Annotated in this window: 12 protein-coding genes and 1 tRNA gene; 7 read left to right on the plus strand and 6 right to left on the minus strand. The window is 54.9% G+C overall.

Translation table 11 applies throughout. The features are described from left to right. The first annotated feature begins 600 nt into the window (after window positions 1-600). The 3 genes from ACVWXE_RS01960 to ACVWXE_RS01970 are packed head-to-tail and all read left to right on the plus strand — an operon-like array spanning window position 601 to window position 3,524. Window positions 601-2,298: an ABC transporter ATP-binding protein gene (locus ACVWXE_RS01960; protein WP_414332172.1), complete on the plus strand. Its 1,698-nt coding sequence runs from the start codon at window positions 601-603 to the stop codon at window positions 2,296-2,298. A gap of 12 nt (window positions 2,299-2,310) precedes the next feature. Beyond that, window positions 2,311-2,949, plus strand: coding sequence for a riboflavin synthase (locus ACVWXE_RS01965; protein WP_414332173.1), 639 nt, complete (start codon window positions 2,311-2,313; stop codon window positions 2,947-2,949). An 11-nt stretch (window positions 2,950-2,960) separates the two neighbouring features. Further along, complete coding sequence (locus ACVWXE_RS01970; protein ID WP_414374890.1) at window positions 2,961-3,524, plus strand: shikimate kinase; 564 nt, start codon at window positions 2,961-2,963, stop codon at window positions 3,522-3,524. A gap of 126 nt (window positions 3,525-3,650) precedes the next feature. Here the strand turns inward: ACVWXE_RS01970 and psbD are convergent, their stop codons facing one another. Then, the gene (gene psbD / locus ACVWXE_RS01975; protein WP_011432491.1) at window positions 3,651-4,709 is read right to left on the minus strand and encodes a photosystem II D2 protein (photosystem q(a) protein); all 1,059 of its coding nucleotides are present in this window, start codon (window positions 4,707-4,709) and stop codon (window positions 3,651-3,653) included. 255 nt (window positions 4,710-4,964) lie between these two features. On the opposite strand from psbD, the gene glgA reads away from it, so the two are divergent. Together glgA and ACVWXE_RS01985 are read left to right on the plus strand one after the other, a co-directional pair. Beyond that, a complete protein-coding gene (gene glgA, locus ACVWXE_RS01980) occupies window positions 4,965-6,506 on the plus strand; it encodes a glycogen synthase GlgA (protein ID WP_457489445.1) in 1,542 nt (513 codons plus the stop codon). 45 nt (window positions 6,507-6,551) lie between these two features. Beyond that, complete coding sequence (locus tag ACVWXE_RS01985) at window positions 6,552-7,172, plus strand: hypothetical protein (protein WP_414357398.1); 621 nt, start codon at window positions 6,552-6,554, stop codon at window positions 7,170-7,172. On the opposite strand, the gene rsmD is transcribed toward ACVWXE_RS01985, so the two are convergent. The 3 genes from rsmD to ACVWXE_RS02000 are packed head-to-tail and all read right to left on the minus strand — an operon-like array spanning window position 7,169 to window position 9,382. Beyond that, window positions 7,169-7,720, minus strand: a complete 552-nt coding sequence (rsmD, locus tag ACVWXE_RS01990; RefSeq protein ID WP_457395636.1) for a 16S rRNA (guanine(966)-N(2))-methyltransferase RsmD — start codon at window positions 7,718-7,720, stop codon at window positions 7,169-7,171. The two genes, ACVWXE_RS01985 and rsmD, sit on opposite strands and share 4 nt — an antisense overlap. A gap of 9 nt (window positions 7,721-7,729) precedes the next feature. Then, window positions 7,730-8,617: a Sll0314/Alr1548 family TPR repeat-containing protein gene (locus tag ACVWXE_RS01995; RefSeq protein ID WP_457489446.1), complete on the minus strand. Its 888-nt coding sequence runs from the start codon at window positions 8,615-8,617 to the stop codon at window positions 7,730-7,732. A 39-nt stretch (window positions 8,618-8,656) separates the two neighbouring features. Next, window positions 8,657-9,382: a HEAT repeat domain-containing protein gene (locus tag ACVWXE_RS02000; RefSeq protein ID WP_457489447.1), complete on the minus strand. Its 726-nt coding sequence runs from the start codon at window positions 9,380-9,382 to the stop codon at window positions 8,657-8,659. Window positions 9,383-9,834: 452 nt separating this feature from the next. Here ACVWXE_RS02000 and ACVWXE_RS02005 point away from each other — a divergent pair, with 452 nt between their 5' ends. Beyond that, window positions 9,835-12,861: a BPTD_3080 family restriction endonuclease gene (locus tag ACVWXE_RS02005; protein ID WP_457489448.1), complete on the plus strand. Its 3,027-nt coding sequence runs from the start codon at window positions 9,835-9,837 to the stop codon at window positions 12,859-12,861. Between the two features lie 431 nt (window positions 12,862-13,292). Next, entirely contained in the window at window positions 13,293-16,181 is a 2,889-nt protein-coding gene (locus tag ACVWXE_RS02010; protein ID WP_457489449.1) for a site-specific DNA-methyltransferase, read from the plus strand. Window positions 16,182-16,301: 120 nt separating this feature from the next. On the opposite strand, the gene ACVWXE_RS02015 is transcribed toward ACVWXE_RS02010, so the two are convergent. Then, window positions 16,302-16,496: a hypothetical protein gene (locus tag ACVWXE_RS02015; protein ID WP_011433320.1), complete on the minus strand. Its 195-nt coding sequence runs from the start codon at window positions 16,494-16,496 to the stop codon at window positions 16,302-16,304. A 70-nt stretch (window positions 16,497-16,566) separates the two neighbouring features. Beyond that, window positions 16,567-16,651, minus strand: a tRNA-Ser gene (locus tag ACVWXE_RS02020). Between the last annotated feature and the right edge of the window lie 193 nt (window positions 16,652-16,844).

A 16,844-nucleotide genomic window follows, 5' to 3' on the forward strand; every position in this document is an offset into this window, starting at 1 on the left:
CTTCTGAGTTGATCCCCGTCGCCATTGGCTTTCCTGTCAAAATCAACAAAGGTTTTATGTTAGATAAGAAGTCAACTCAAGAGACCATAACTTGTCTGGGCTGACTGCTAATGTCAATGGATTGATAGCTCATTAGGACATGCCCAAAAGAGAAAAATAGGTTGCCGGGGATTTCAGAAACAAGAGACGAAGTAAGCATCCCATACACTGAAAACTTATCCGATCAACCTTCCTCATTGTCATCACGACCGGCTACTTCAATCTCTCTCAGGAACTGGCTTTTCCCCGCTGGCATTAGAGGTCGTTTAAGCCTTAGAGAAGCCTCACAAGGCTTCTGGCAAAAGAGTCCATACTAAGGGTACCGACAAACAAGCCCTGAAGACATGAAAAAAGATCGAACAGGGTTCAGCAGGCACTTCTGAAGGCAAACCAGAAATATTAAACGCTGTCGTGGACCCCGGCAAGATCAATGAGAGGGAGAAATCAAGCAGAAATTGCTCAGGATCCATGGACAGGGATCCCAAGAATACGTAAAATCGAGTAAAGAATGTAAAGAAAACGCCACACTTCTCCAATTGGTCCCGATCCCCAAGGAGCATTATGCTGCGACTGGAACACATTAGCAAAATCTATCCCACCGGTGAGGTGCTCAAGGATGTGAACTGGGAAGTTAAGCCTGGGGATCGCGTCGGCCTAGTGGGAGTAAACGGGGCCGGAAAGACCACCCAGCTCAAGATTATCTGCGGGCAAGAAGAACCGACCAGCGGCGAGGTGATCCGCCCCGCCAACCTGCGCATCGCCTATCTCACCCAAGAATTTGGAGTGGATCCCGCCCGAACGGTGCGAGAAGAGTTCTGGACAGTCTTCCAAGAGGAAAACCGCATTCACCAAGAAATTGCCCAAATCACCCAACAGATGGAGCAGGCGGACGCGGACACGTTGGAAACCCTTTTGCGCCGTCTAGATCGTCTACAGCGCCAATTTGAGAGTTTACATGGCTATGAACTGGAGGCGCGTATTGAGAAAATCCTGCCGGAAATGGGGTTTGAGCCGGAGGACGGGGATCGGTTGGTGAGCGCCTTCAGCGGCGGCTGGCAGATGCGCATCAGCCTGGGGAAAATCCTGCTGCAAAAACCCGATTTGATGTTGCTAGACGAGCCGACCAACCACCTAGACTTGGAGACCATTGAGTGGCTGGAAAACTACCTCAAGAGCTTGACGATCCCCATGGTGATTGTTTCTCATGATCGAGAGTTTTTGGATCGGCTTTGCACCCAAATTGTGGAGACGGAGCGAGGAGTTTCTACGACATACTTGGGTAACTATTCTCAATACCTACTCCAAAAAGCTGAACGGCGAGAGGCACAACAAGCTGCCTACGAACGTCAGCAAAAGGAAATTGAAAGGCAACAAACCTTCATCGATCGCTTCCGGGCCAGTGCCACCCGCAGCACTCAGGCCAAAAGCCGCGAAAAACAACTGGAAAAGATCGAGCGGGTCGAAGCGCCCATTGGCGACGTGCGTACCCTCAAGTTTCGCTTTCCCCCTGCTCCCCGCAGTGGTCGCGAGGTGGTGAAGATCGAGAATTTGACGCACATTTATGGAGATAAGATTTTGTTTTTGGGTGCGGAGCTGTTGATCGAGCGTGGGGATCGCGTCGCCTTTCTGGGGCCCAATGGGGCAGGAAAATCCACCCTGCTGCGTCTTATCACCGGCCTAGAGCAACCTACCGAGGGATCTGTGAAATTGGGAGCACACAATGTGATCCCTGCCTACTTCGAGCAAAATCAAGCAGAGGCTTTGGATCTGAGCAAAACCGTCTTGGACACCATCCATGACGAAGTGCCCGACTGGAAAAACGAAGAAGTGCGCACGCTGTTGGGTCGCTTTTTGTTCAGCGGCGACGCCGTTTTTAAGAAAGTAGCGGCTTTGAGCGGGGGAGAAAAAGCCCGCTTGGCGTTGGCGAAAATGCTACTTCAGCCGGCCAACCTACTGATTTTGGATGAGCCCACCAACCACTTAGATATCCCGGCCAAAGAGATGCTGGAAGAAGCTTTACAGCATTACGATGGCACGGTGATCCTTGTTTCTCACGACCGCTACTTTATCTCAAAAGTGGCCAACAAGATTGTAGAGATTCGCAACGGAGAGTTGGTCGCCTACCAGGGCAACTATCACTACTATCTAGAAAAGATCGCTGAAGAGAAAGAGAAAGCCCGACAAGAGCGAATCGCTGCCGAAAAACGAGCCAAAGAGCGAGAAAAACAGAAAGCCAAAAAGGCAGCCGGCAAAACCTAAGGAGCCAAAGCAATGTTTACGGGTCTGGTTCGAAGTTTGGGCACAGCCCAGTTGATCAATTCTTCACAGCTACGGGTTACCTGTCCCCGGTTGCAACCTCAGTTGGCCTATGGAGATAGCGTGGCGGTGGACGGCCTTTGCCTGACGGTGGTGGAGATTCTGCCCGATGGATTTTTGGCCGATGTTTCGCCGGAAACCCTGCGGCGCTCGACTTGGGGCCAGGGATCCCTCGGCCCGCGCACAGTCAACCTGGAACCGGCGCTGCGGGTAGGAGACAAGTTAGGGGGGCATTTTGTCAGCGGCCATATCGATGGGGTGGGGCAACTGTGGGATCAAGCCGCCACTGGCAACGCCTGGGAGCTGAGCTTCAAGGTTCCTGAAGAGATCGGGCGTTACATCGTACCCAAGGGCAGCGTGGCGGTGAATGGGGTGAGCTTGACCATTGCTGAGGTGCGCCAAGGGGGCTGCTGGTTCAAGGTGGCTGTGATCCCCCAAACCTACCGCGAGACCAACCTTTCTCAGCTCCAAGTTGGGGATCCCGTCAACATAGAGGCGGATATTTTGGGCAAGTATGTGGAAAAATTGCTGGGCTTGCTGCCCCCCGAGAGCAGCGTTTCTCTGGAGTTTCTGGCCGAGCATGGCTATATCTAGGTACCTTTCCCATGATCCACCCCGAGGAAGTTGAGCGCCTGCGCGGCGTAAATGTTTATCTCATTGGGATGATGGGCAGCGGCAAATCCACCGTGGGATCGGAGCTGGCAGCCCAGTTGCGCTTTCAATTTTTCGACACCGATGGTCTGGTGGAGCAGGTGGGGGGTTCTTCCATCGCTCAGATCTTCGCCGAGCATGGGGAAGCCTACTTCCGGGATCTGGAGACGCAGGTGTTGGCCCAGTTGAGCAGCTACACCCGGCTGGTGATCGCCACAGGCGGCGGCATTGTGTTGCGCCCCAAAAATTGGAGCTACTTGCACCATGGCCTCACCGTTTGGCTGGATGCGACCCCCGAGCTGATTTGGCAGCGGCTCAAGCGGGATCCCGGCCAACGCCCCCTGCTGCAAACCCCCGACCCCCAAGCTGCCCTGTACAAGCTGATGCAAGAGCGAGAGCCGTTCTACGCCCAAGCCGATGTGCGGGTGCCCATCCGGTCAGAAACTAGCCCGCCCCAGTTGGTTGAACAGATCTGGCAAGCCATTCGCGCCCGCTTGCGAGATGGGATCCCTTCCTAGCCACCTCATGCCCATTACAAAAAACAAAAAGGGATCCCTTGGGGGATCCCTGAACTCTTCAATACTCAAGTGGATTACTTAAGATTCGCCGGGAGCGGATCCCTGACGAGACCAGAACGGCTTCCTTTAGAGCGCATTGCCGCGGGGGAGGACTTCTTCAGGGAACTCAAAGCGCTCATGGGGCTGGTCCTGCGGCGCCATCCACGCCCGAATCCCCTCGTTCAGCAAAATGTTCTTCGTGTAAAACGTCTCAAACTCCGGGTCTTCCGCTGCCCGCACCTCCTGACTGATAAAGTCATACGCCCGCAGGTTCAGCGCCAACCCCACTACCCCAATGCTCGACATCCACAAACCCGTCACCGGCACAAACAACATGAAAAAGTGCAGCCACCGCTTGTTGGAAAACGCTATCCCAAAAATCTGGCTCCAGTACCGGTTGGCCGTCACCATCGAGTAGGTCTCCTCCGACTGCGTCGGCTCAAAAGCCCGAAAGGTGCTGGCCGCCTCCCCATCCTGAAACAGGGTGTTCTCCACCGTCGCCCCATGGATGGCACACAACAGCGCTCCACCCAAAACGCCAGCCACCCCCATCATGTGGAACGGGTTCAGCGTCCAGTTGTGGAACCCCTGGAAAAACAGCAAAAAGCGGAAAATCCCCGCCACCCCAAAGCTGGGGGCAAAAAACCAGCTGCTCTGCCCCAGCGGGTAAATCAAAAACACGCTCACAAACACCGCTATCGGCGCGCTAAACGCAATGGCGTTGTAGGGCCGCACCCCCACCAGCCGGGCAATCTCAAATTGCCGCAGCATAAAGCCAATCAGCCCCAGCGCTCCGTGCAGGGCCACAAAGGTCCACAGCCCCCCAATCTGGCACCAGCGGGTGAAGTCCCCCTGGGCTTCGGGGCCCCACAGCAGCAGCAGGCTGTGCCCCATGCTGTCGGCGGGGGTGGAGACGGCTACGGTCAAAAAGTTGCACCCTTCCAGGTAGGAGCTGGCCAACCCGTGGGTGTACCAGGAGGTCACAAAGGTGGTGCCGGTGAGCCAGCCGCCCAGGGCTAGGTAAGCGCAGGGGAACAGCAGCAGCCCGGACCAGCCGATGAACACGAATCTGTCGCGCTTGAGCCAGTCATCGACGATGTCGAACCATCCTCGCTCCTGACGCACGCGCCCTACCGCTATGGTCATAGGACGTCTCTCCAGAACAATGACGACGAATAAAGTGCAATACAGCAGCGCCCACAACAGTTCTGAGCAGCACTGTCCTTCCATCTTACGAAAAATCAATAAGTTGCAACACAGCCTCAGGAAGAAGCGCTGCATCAGCTCATCCGGCGCAGGGATCCCTTGTGTTTTAGGATGGGAAGGGTTTTGGCTGAGGGCAACTGAGCCGGGATCCGTTCGCGGCGGCGGAGCGGAGCCCACAACAACAGGGAGGGCATCGTGGTTCAAGCCAAGATTTTGTTCGCAGCGGCAGAGGCAGCACCTCTGGCCAAGGTGGGGGGCATGGCGGATGTGGTGGGATCCCTGCCTGTCGTTTTGCGCAAGCTGGGTCAGGATGTCCGCATCATCATGCCTCTGTATGGCTTTCTCTGGGACAAGTTCGGCCAGGAACCGGGGCAATACCCCCGCTCGAAAGATCCCATCTGGTCCAAACAGGTCATGGGTCAGGTGGCCGATATTTACGAAAGCGTTTTGCCCGGCACCGATGTGCCCCTCTACTTGGTCAGCCACTACTGCTTTGCTCCCCACCGCATCTACTACGGCGAGGACGAGTTCTGGCGCTTCACCTTTTTTGCCAACGCCGTAGCCGAATTTGCCTGGACTTACTACCCCTGGAAACCCAACATCATCCACTGCCACGATTGGCACACCGGCATGATCCCGGCCTGGATGCACCAAGCTCCCGATATTGGCACGGTGTTCACCATCCACAACCTGGCCTACCAAGGGCCCTGGCGCTGGCAACTGGAGCGCATGACCTGGCTGCCCTGGTATTTTTCTGCCCACAACACCATGGCTGCCGGGATCCTCTACGCCGACCAAGTGAACACCGTCTCGCCCACCTATGCGATGGAAATTCGCACCCCTCTGCATGGGGAAGGACTGCAGGACTTGTTGGCCTGGAAAGGGGAACGGTTGCGAGGAATTTTGAATGGGATCGACATCGATAGGTTTGATCCCCGCACCGACCCAGACCTAGAGGCCAATTTCAGCATCGATGATCTCAGCGGGCGGGCGACCAACAAAGCCACGCTACAGGCCAAGTTGGGCTTGACCGTCAACCCAGATACCTTTCTGATGGGCATGGTGGCCCGTTTGGTGGAGCAAAAAGGGATCGACTTGCTCATCCAAGCCTTGGATCGCTTTTTGGCCTACAGCGACGCGCAATTCGTTTTGCTGGGAGGCAGCGGCGAAGCCTACTACGAAGGGCGGATCCGGGAGATGGCCGAGCGGCACCCGGGCAAAATGGCCTACCAAAAAGGCTACCAACCCAAGCTGGCCCAGTTGATCTACGGGGGGGCAGATGCGTTTTTGATGCCCAGCCGCTTTGAGCCCTGCGGCATCAGCCAGATGATCGCCATGCGCTATGGGTGTGTGCCCATCGTCCGCCGCACGGGGGGGCTGGTGGATACCGTCAGCCACCACATCCCCAGCAAGGGGCTCGGCACCGGCTACTGCTTTGACCGCTACGAAGCCCTGGACTTCTACACCTGTCTGGCGCGGGCTTGGGAAGCCTTCCAGCACAAAGAAACTTGGCAAGCGCTGCAGAAGCGGGGCATGGCCAGCGATTTCAGTTGGCACCGCTCAGCGCTGGAATACCTGCGCATGTATGAGCTGATTCTCAACCTACCGCTGCTGCCGGAAAAGCCTCCAGAGCCACCCAACTCGCCCAGCTCCTCTCCGCCCAAGCTCAAGAAGCCCATCTCCTCCCAGCCTCGCTCCAAAGGGATCCCTGAGCTGCAGCAAAGACCCGAGGAGTAGGGTAGAGTGGAACGGGTCAAAAAAGGTTTTGGGGGTTACCCGCACATGATTGGACGACGTCCCGCTGTTGCTTCCCAAGGCTGTCGCCAGGACGCCATTGCACAGGGGCTCAGCCTTCTGCGCCGTTCTTGGGCGCGGTTGGTTTTCGGCGTATTACTCGGCCTCATCTTGGGCGTGGGCTCCACCTTCTGGGCCACCGCTCAGCAGCTCCCTGCCGGACAGCAGCTTATTCCCAATCCGCAGCAGTTTCGCGCCCTAGAGCAACCCAGCAGCGCCCTCAGCGCGTTGCGAGCCGAACAACTGGCCGCCGAAGCCGATGCCGCCATCCAAGCGCAAAACTACGACCAGGCTGTCGAGCTGCTGCAACAGGTGTTCAACGCCTACAACCAGCGCTCCAACTACCACCAAGATCTCTCCCGCGCCTTCGCCGGGATCCAAAACCGCATCTCCGAAGAACAGCGGGAGCTGGCCCGTGTTGCCGCCCAAGCCCGGGATCAAGCCGCCTACGATTTGGCCGTGGTCTATCGCGCCGCCGGGCGACCGGAAGAGGCTGTGGGCTGGCTGATCCAGGTCATCAACAGCCAGGGCCCAACCCGCGAGCTGGGCACCCAAGCCTATCAGCAGCTCTTGGAAATCGGCTTTGTCAGCACCCCCTTTCCCAGTTAGAGCTGCTCTTCCAGATTGCGATAGAAAGCCAGCGCCGTTTGCCCATAGGTTCGTTGGTCAAAGCGCAGCAGGGATCCCACCTGTTCGGGTAGGTCATGGCCGCTGCGATGCTCGACGATCAAGGTTCCGCCTGGCTTGAGCAAGGGCGGGATCAGGGGCAGGAGCGGGGCGTACAGACCGGCCTCGTAGGGAGGAGCAAAGTACACGTAATCAAATGGCTCCAAGTTCAGGCCGCGGCTGAGCAGCTTGCGGGCATCTCCCTGAATGACCTGGAAAGATTGCCCCAGCTGCGCCACCTTGGCCCAGTTGGCTCGGATGATGCGGCAGGCAGGGGCGGCAATCTCGATCCCGGCCACAAAAGCGGCCCCCTGACACAGAGCTTCTGCTCCCACCGTACCGGCCCCACAGCACAGATCCAGCCAGCGACAGCCTTCCACCTGCCCTTGCAAGATGTTGAACAAGGCCTGCCTCACCCGGCCAGGGGTGGGTCGAGTGCCCAAGCCAGCGGGAGTTTGCAGCGCTCGTTTGCCGCTGATGCGCAGGCTCATGGGATCCCTTCAGGGGCTAGGCATGGCCGGCAACTGGCCGGTCAACCCACTGCGCTGGGCGGCGCGATCCCGCTCCATCTGGATTTGCTCCACCAAAGGTTGGGGCAGTTGGGCGGAAGCTTGCAGGGCCTGATCGAAAAGGGGGACGGCCTCTCGGTCTTGCCCTTTGGAAACCAAAATTTGCGCCTTGAGGTAATAGAGCTCCGGGTTGCTGCAAGAAGCAGCAATGGCTCGATCCACCGCCTCCAGCGCCTCGTCAAAGCGCTGCATATCCCGGTAGGCCAGAGCTTGGCCGCGGTAGGACAGATAGTCAGGAGCTGCCATCCGAAACTGATTTAGAGCCTTCTCCCGGTAGGTCAGCAGCAAATCCATGTAGCCGTTGAGCAGATTCAGCTCCGGATCGCTGCTGTCCACTGCCTGGGCGGCCCGGATGGAGGCAAACAATTGATTGAGGGTGGGCAGAGCCTTGGGCAAACCGATGACCACCCCATCTCGCACCACTATGTTGGCTGCCTCCAGCCCATAGCCCACACCCTCGTAAAGGTTGCCCCGCAAGGGATCTGTCTTTTTCAGCTCGGCAGCCACCTGTCGGGTTTGGGTAGCCAACCGGGCAAATGCTTCCAGGTCTCCCTCCTGATAGGCCAGCGCTGCCAACAGGGCATAGACCATCGGCTCTTCGGGAGAGGCTTTCTTGGCCATTTCCAGCTTTTCCCGGCTCTGGCTGTAGCGGCCTGCACAGAAGAACTCTTCAAAAGCTGCCGCCACCTCCGGCCTGATGGGGCGGGCATTGTCCCCGCTGCGGAAGGGATCCTGCGCCCAAACCGGCAGAGCGGATCCCCACACCCAACAAATCACCCCCAGCAGTTTGCCCAGCCTGCTCATTTTGCCGATACTCATCCCCAGTGCCTCAACTCCCACCCCCATCTAACCCTCTCTTCAGCGCAGCAGTTGGGCAATCGAAGCAATAGCGGCATCTTGAACCAACTCATTGGGCTCATAGGCCAGAAGATCGTGCAAGGGACCCAAGGCGCGCGGATCCCCAATTTGGCCGAGGGCACGGGCCGCCGCCTCCCGCACCACCGGCTCATCGTCCGCAAGCTTGGTCAGCAAAGCCGGCACCGCCTCCACCACCCGCATTTGCCCCAACCGGTAAATGGTTTGCAGTTGAGCCTCAAGAGGGGTTGCTGGGAGAGCAGAGCTGTACACAGAAATACCCGCAGAACCGTCGTAGGAATAGCCGCCGTGCGCCATCGAGATAGCCGAGAGAGCCTGCAACGCCTCTAGGGCACGATATCGCTCTACCCCGCTCATCTGGGGCAATTGGGCCACCAGATCCTCAAAAGCTCGCTGCACAGGATCGGCAGCCGCAGTCTGCTGGGCAATGCGAGTTAATTGGCGATCCGCCTGCACCTGCTGCCAAGACTGAAACGCCGTCAGACCTGCCACTATCAGAGCCGCATCGGCCAGAATGGCCAACAGCGCCATTCCTCCCCAAATCTTGCTGCGACGGCTGAGCCTTTGCATTTGCTTGTCCACATAGACAAAGGCTTGGTGCTGCCGTTCCCAAAAGTCGGGGGCCACCTGCAGAGTTTGGGCGCTCAGATCGGGAGACAGAAGGTTTTCCTCGCGGGCTACCTCCAGGCTCTGTAGCCTCTGATTCAAGCGAGAAAATTGTTTCGTCCAGAGCCAAGTAAACATCAGGTCACGTCCTCTCTGCAAACCTGCCATCGAGAACCAAGTCTTGCTGACACAACATTGTGCAGGACATTGTGCGGGAACATTATGCAGGCTGTGCTGGCGTTCAGTGTCAGGCAAGGTTGGCCCACTTTCCCTCGCGATCCCAGGGGGGAGCTTATGCGACAGGATAACAAAAGCGTCAGCTCCCCACCACCGGTCTTTACCCTAGAATCGCAGGATGCTTCTCAGTGTAGAGAGGCCGACGAAGGATGCAGAGAGGTTGACCGCGCTTGCGCCCGAGAGAAGCCGCAGTCTTCCCTTCCCTTTTGGGCAGCAAGTCGCCGGACTTGGCGAGCTCGGGATCGAACAAGCTCAAAGGCTATGGGCTACCATGTCGTAAGTTTGGCCAGAGCACTTGAGGGTTTGTGAGCATCCCCATGTCTGACCGATTTTTTGCCAACCCCATCCTCAACTCGCCCTACGACTACCCTTCTCGGCACTGGGAGCTGGACAAAGACGGCCAGCCCACCGGAACAATCATCAGCCAGCGGCGACGGGCAGACTTTGCCACCCCCATCCCCAAACCCAAAAAGCGCGGCAAAGCTGAGCAAAAAAGCCTCGCCCTTTTTGACCCGGAAGAGATCTCGGATGAGCACCAAGAGTATGAGCTAAGTCAGTTCATCAACAGCATCCGCCAGAAGGTGATGGATTGGCGAGCCTTGTCCAACCCAAGAGACTGGCGCGTGACACCCGAAACTTCCCGGCTCCTGCAACACTGGCGCAATCCCGAAAACTTCCCTGGGATCCGTCCTTTTTTCTGCCAAATTGAAGCTGTAGAAACCGCCGTTTGGCTGGCAGAAGTAGCCCCAAAACTGGGCAAAGAGGGGCAGAGCTTTCTTGAACATCTGGCCGATGCCAATGAAGCTGCCAATCCAGGATTACTGCGCATCTGTCTGAAGCTGGCCACCGGTGCAGGCAAAACAACGGTAATGGCTATGCTCATTGGCTGGCAGACTGTCAATGCGGTTCGACATCCCCAAAGCCCATCTTTCACCCGCGGTTTTTTGATCATTGCTCCCGGTATCACCATTCGAGATCGGCTCAGGGTTTTGCAGCCCAACGACCCGGATAACTACTACCGCAACCGGCATTTGGTGCCGCCAGATCTGTGGCCGGACATCGCCAAAGCCAAAATCGTGATCACCAACTACCACGCCTTCAAGCTGCGCGAACGAGACTCCCTCGCTGCCGGCACCCGCAGCCTATTGCAAGGTCGAGGGCCAGAACTGAACACTCTGGAAACCGAAGGACAGATGATCCAGCGGGTCATGCCCGAGCTGATGGGGCTGAAAAACATCCTAGTGATCAATGATGAGGCCCACCACTGCTACCGACAAAGGCCGGATTCTGCAGATGTCGAAAAACTCAAAGGCGAGGACAAGGAAGAAGCCAAGCAGAACAATGAGTCTGCCCGACTTTGGATTTCCGGCATCGAAATGGTCAAGCGTCAGTTGGGCGTGCTGCGGGTGTACGACTTATCTGCGACCCCCTTTTTTCTACAGGGATCCGGCTATCGCGAGGGGACTCTGTTTCCCTGGACGGTGAGCGATTTTTCCCTAATGGATGCGATTGAATGTGGCATTGTCAAGCTCCCGCGGGTGCCTGTTGCCGATAATGTGCCCGGCGCGGAAATGCCCAAACTCCGCAACCTCTGGGAACACATCAGCCAAAAGATGCCCAAAAAAGGTAGGGGCTCGGCTGGCACTTTGGATCCCCTCAGCCTTCCTTCCGAGCTGCAAACTGCCCTCTATGCCCTCTACGGCCACTATGTCAAAACCTATGCCCTCTGGGAACAAGAGGGGATCTCGGTTCCCCCTGTGTTTATTGTGGTTTGCAACAACACGTCCACCTCGAAGTTGGTCTATGACTTTATTGCCGGTTTCCACCGCGAGGATGCCCAGGGCAACACCATCTACCACGCAGGTCGTTTGGAGCTATTCCGCAACTACGACGAACAGGGCAATCGGTTAGCCCGTCCGCGCACCCTCCTGATCGATAGCGAGCAATTGGAATCTGGGGATGCCCTAGACGAGCACTTCCGTACCCTAGCGGCTGATGAAATCGAACGGTTCCGCAGAGAGATCCAACAGCGAGAGGGTGCTGCCGCTGCAGAGAAAATCTCAGACCAAGACCTACTGCGAGAGGTGATGAACACGGTTGGCAAGCCGGGCAAGCTGGGGGAGTCCATCCGCTGTGTGGTGTCGGTTTCCATGCTCACCGAAGGATGGGACTGTAGCACAGTTACCCATATCTTGGGGGTAAGAGCTTTCGGTACTCAACTACTCTGTGAGCAAGTGGTGGGGCGTGCCCTGCGTCGCCAATCCTACGTTCTGAATGAACAAGGACTGCTCAATGTCGAATACGCCGATATTTTAGGCATCCCCTTTGATTTTACCGCCAAGCCGATTGTAGCTCCCCCGGCCAAGCCCTCTCAAAGCATCCAAGTCAAAGCCGTCCGTCCAGATCGGGATCATCTGGAGATCACCTTTCCTCGCGTTGAAGGCTACCGTGTCGAGCTTCCCGACACTCAACTGACTGCCCATTTCACGCCCGATTCCCTGTTGGAATTGACGCCCCAGTTGGTTGGGCCGGCCATCACCCGCAATGAGGGCATTCTTGGCGAAGGAGTGGACTTGAGCCTGGAGCATTTGGAAAAAGTCCGTACGGCCACTATTCTGTATCACCTCACCCAACATCTGTTGTACACCCACTACCGGGATCCCGGCGGTGAACCGAAGCTACATCTATTTGGTCAACTCAAAGCCATTGCCCGTCGCTGGATGCAAGGCTATCTCCGTTGTACCGGGGGCACTTATCCTGCCCAACTCCTCTACCGAGAAATCAGCGACATGGCCTGCGAACGGATCAAGGCTGCCATCACCGAATCTCTGGTGGGCAAACGTCCGATCAAAGCCATTGTGGATCCCTACAACCCAATCGGTTCCACCATTCACGTCAATTTCAGCACTTCCAAAACAACCCGTTGGCGAACTGACCCTCATAAATGTCACATTAACTGGGTCATCTACGATAGCGACTGGGAAGCTGAGTTTTGTCGAGTGGTTGAATCCCATCCCCGCGTTCGCGCCTATGTCAAAAACCAGGGCTTAGGTTTGGAAGTGCCCTATCTACACGGCTCTACCCCGCGCAGATACCTTCCCGATTTCATCGTCCGAATCGACGACAGCGGGCCGGATCCCCTCAACTTGATTGTGGAGATCAAAGGTTTCCGGGGCGAAGATGGAAAAGAAAAAGCTCTGACTATGCGTAACTATTGGATCCCTGGCGTAAATAACCTGGGCAAGTTTGGGCGCTGGGCTTTTGCTGAGTTTACCGAAGTTTTTGAGATTGATACCGAGTTCAAAGCTTTGATTGACCGCCTGATCCATTCTGCCGCTGCCTGAGGAGATGCCATGACCACTGCCCTCACCCCTCATAAAACCTACACTCAGAGGAATACTTTGCCCTGGAAGCTGAATCGGAGCGCACGGATGGGATCCGCCGTGAATTTCGCAATGGGGAAATTATTGAGATAACTGGCGGCACGCCTGAGCACAACATGATTGCGGGAGCGCTCTACTCAACGCTATGGCTTGGTTTACGCAAACAACCCTACAGCCCATTTATTGCTGATCAGCGTCTATGGTCAAGGCACTTTCATCCGCATTCATTTGCATCTACAAGGATCTGTTAGATTGTATTATCATTGCCACAGCTTTCGTCTATTACGCTAAACTTGCCAGTATGGGTAAGCTATTTACTCGATATCCTGAATCGGTAAGCAGCTCAATGCAACCATAACTGCCGACTTAATTCCATCCAGAAAGCCACCGCCATGTCCCGTCGCAGCAACAACAACACCTCTGGCAAGAAGGTCGAAGCCTTTCGACATAGCCAAGACAAGCGCCCTAACATCCCCACTGCCGAACATCAATCGGTGATGGCAGAAGAGGAAAAATCACCCATTCGGGTTGCCTATGAACGTCGCAACCGGGATTTAGACCCCCAACTGGTCTGGCGTGGAAAAGATGAACAGGATTGGTCAGACTTAGTGGTGAGTGCCCCACCCCTCTACATCCAAGAGAAAGTACATCCCAAGGTGATTATTGATGACCTAATGCGTCAGAGTCAAAACAACCAAACCGCTGTGCAGGGAGAGCTAGACCTATTTGCTGATTTCAATGGTTTACCCGACCATGCCAGAGCGACAGAGTTTTATCAGCATGAAGCCAACTGGACAAATCGGATGATTTTGGGAGACTCATTGCAGGTGATGGCAAGCCTAGCGGAGCGGGAAGGACTGCGGGGACAGGTGCAGATGATCTACATCGACCCGCCCTATGGGATTAAGTTTAATTCTAATTTTCAATGGTCAACCACCAACCGGGATGTCAAAGATGGCAAGGTAGAACACATCACCCGTGAACCAGAACAAGTGAAAGCCTTTCGGGATACTTGGCGGGATGGAATTCATTCTTACTTAACTTATCTGAGAGATAGATTGACCGTAGCGAGAGATTTGTTAACGGATAGCGGTTCTATTTTTGTGCAGATTGGGGATGAGAATGTTCATCGGGTCCGCTGTTTGATGGATGAGGTGTTTGGGGATCAAAACTTTGTCAATGTAATTACTTACAGTAGTAGCGTTGCACTAGGAGGAAACTACTTACAAGGAGTGTGCAATTACATTTTGTTCTATGCTAAAAATAAAAACTCTCTCAAGTTTAGAAAGTTTTACTCTGAGAAGATTGTCGGCGAAGGTGCATATTCAAGTGTTATGTTTCCTGATGGTCAATGGAGAAATATAAACAAAGATGAATTAGCTAATCCGTCTCTGATCAGCTCTGATGCTAAACCATTTTTTAATATGAGCTTACTCTCAGCAGGCAGAACAGAGACTTGTGTATTTTCGGTTGACATAGCAGGGAAAACTATTAATCCTGGTGCAGGGAGGTCTTGGAAAACAAACCCAGATGGAATGAAAAGAATAATCAGGGCTAACAGAGTGATTCATACAGCAAACAATATAAGATATGTACTTTTTCATGAAGATTATCCAGTTAAAGAACTTACAGATATTTGGACAGATTTAGGAGGAGCGACAGACAAAGTTTATGTCGTTCAAACAAATATCAAAGTAATTCAACGCTGTATCCTAATGGCAACCGATCCCGGCGATCTCGTCTTAGACCCAACTTGTGGCAGTGGTACTACCGCCTATGTCGCTGAACAATGGGGCAGACGCTGGATCACCATTGATACTTCACGGGTTGCCTTAGCATTAGCCAGAGCCAGAATCATGGGCGCACGCTATCCCTACTACCTCTTGGCAGACTCTCCCGCAGGACGACAAAAAGAAGCAGAAATTACTGGCACAACTCCCCCTGACACACCTACTTACGGCAACATTCGCTTGGGCTTTGTCTATGAACGGGTGCCCCACATCACCCTCAAATCCATTGCCAACAACACCGAAATTGATGTCATTTATGAAAAGTGGCAACCCCAAGTACTCCAAGCCCTAGCTGACCTCAACGCCGCACTCCGAGGGCATTCCGTCCCCTACACCGTCACCACTGGTGGCAGAGAAGGTCATCAGGTCAAATTCAACGCTCCCGACGATGCTACTTTCACCATGCCCAGCGGGGAAGTGGTCAAAGCCTATGAACTGGTGGAATGGGAAGTGCCCCGCCAAGCTCCCGATGACTGGTCGCCAACTGCTAAACAACATCTCGAAACTTTCTGGCAGGCACGGATTGCTAGACAAAAGGAAATTGATGCCTCGATCGCTGCTAAGGCTGAATTTGAATATCTGTATGACAAACCCTATGAAGATAAAACGATCGTGCGGGTGGCTGGACCATTCACCGTGGAAAGCCTATCGCCCCACCGGGTCCTCGCCGTGGATGAAAACGACGAACTGATTGACCCTACCCCCACAGAACCCCAAGCCGCCGACTTTACCCAAATCATCCTGGAAACCCTGCGTGTCGCTGGTGTCCAACAAGCCCACAAAGAGGACAAAATCACCTTTACATCCCTTATCCCTTGGCCGGGGAATGTCATCTGTGCCGAAGGACGCTACCTCGAAGGCGAAACCGAAAGACGGGCAGGCATTTTCATTGGTCCCGAATTTGGCACCGTTTCCCGCAACGACTTGGTACTTGCCGCCAGGGAAGCCGGAGAAGCCGGATTTGATGTAGTGATCGCCTGTGCGTTCAACTATGACGCTCATGCTTCCGAGTTCACCAAACTAGGACGCATTCCCGTTCTTAAAGCCCGGATGAACGCTGACCTGCACATGGCCTCAGCGTTGAAAAACACCGACAAAGCCAACCTATTTGTCATCTTTGGGGAACCAGACATTTGCATTCATCGGTTGGAACATGGTCTATACCAAGTGGAAATCCGTGGTGTAGATATTTTTCACCCCCAGACGGGCCAAGTGCACTCCAGTGAGCCTGATGAAATTGCCTGCTGGTTCATCGACACCAACTACAACAACGAGAGCTTTTTCGTTCGCCATGCCTACTTTGTGGGTGCCAGCAACGATCCCTACAAGGCCCTCAAAACATCCCTGAAAGCGGAAATCGATGAAGCCACTTGGGCAAGCTTGAGAAGTACCATCTCCCGTCCGTTTCCCAAGCCGTCATCAGGCAGGATCGCCGTCAAAGTCATCAACCACCTTGGCGATGAAGTGATGAAAGTGTTTAGCATCCAGTAGAGCTGATACGGACGGAGGTTAACGACTGTTGAGCAGGGCTGGGAATCGGCTGCTACATGAGGCTTCGTGGGTTTACAGCCAAAACTCAATTCATGTCCCGCCTTGTTTGGGATGCGACAGTCAGGATGGGGATCCCTCTGTGAGGATTTGGTTAACCTTTTCTGTCCACTGGGGATCTTCAGGTGCAATCACTATGCTCTTGGGTCGGGATCCCAGTTCCCGATAGATGGGCTCCACTGCGGGAGTGCCCCGCAACTGCCAAGCTATGTCTTTGAGCTGTTGAGTGGTCAAGGTCGATAAATCAAGGATGGTCATGTGGATAGCTCCCCCTCTGGGCCAGTGAATCTCTGTAGCTTCGACCCGTTGGGCTTTACCTCAAGATAAACGGAGAGGGTGGGATTCGAACCCACGGTGGCGTCAACCACGGCAGTTTTCAAGACTGCTTCCTTAAACCGCTCGGACACCTCTCCAAACTGCTGGGATCCCCAGACTTTATTCATTATTCATTTATGCTACGCAATGGGCTTCAGGCTGTGCAATCACCAGCCGACCACAACCTCCACAGACTTACAGCCTTTTAATTTAAAATAGGGTACAGGTATTCAAGAGGAAGGAGAGAAAGGAATGCCGACTCATTCTTTGGATTTGCGGCAAAGAGTTGTA

It is taken from the genome of Thermostichus sp. MS-CIW-41 (assembly GCF_054058915.1).

Bases quoted from the DNA above. Each gene is read 5' to 3' on its own strand.
- ACVWXE_RS01960 (WP_414332172.1), top strand. From the start codon at position 601: ATGCTGCGACTGGAACACATTAGCAAAATCTATCCCACCGGTGAGGTG.
- ACVWXE_RS01965 (WP_414332173.1), top strand. From the start codon at position 2,311: ATGTTTACGGGTCTGGTTCGAAGTTTGGGCACAGCCCAGTTGATCAAT.
- ACVWXE_RS01970 (WP_414374890.1), top strand. From the start codon at position 2,961: ATGATCCACCCCGAGGAAGTTGAGCGCCTGCGCGGCGTAAATGTTTAT.
- psbD (WP_011432491.1), bottom strand. From the start codon at position 4,709: ATGACCATAGCGGTAGGGCGCGTGCGTCAGGAGCGAGGATGGTTCGAC.
- ACVWXE_RS01985 (WP_414357398.1), top strand. From the start codon at position 6,552: ATGATTGGACGACGTCCCGCTGTTGCTTCCCAAGGCTGTCGCCAGGAC.
- rsmD (WP_457395636.1), bottom strand. From the start codon at position 7,720: ATGAGCCTGCGCATCAGCGGCAAACGAGCGCTGCAAACTCCCGCTGGC.
- ACVWXE_RS01995 (WP_457489446.1), bottom strand. From the start codon at position 8,617: ATGAGTATCGGCAAAATGAGCAGGCTGGGCAAACTGCTGGGGGTGATT.
- ACVWXE_RS02005 (WP_457489448.1), top strand. From the start codon at position 9,835: ATGTCTGACCGATTTTTTGCCAACCCCATCCTCAACTCGCCCTACGAC.
- ACVWXE_RS02010 (WP_457489449.1), top strand. From the start codon at position 13,293: ATGTCCCGTCGCAGCAACAACAACACCTCTGGCAAGAAGGTCGAAGCC.
- ACVWXE_RS02015 (WP_011433320.1), bottom strand. From the start codon at position 16,496: ATGACCATCCTTGATTTATCGACCTTGACCACTCAACAGCTCAAAGAC.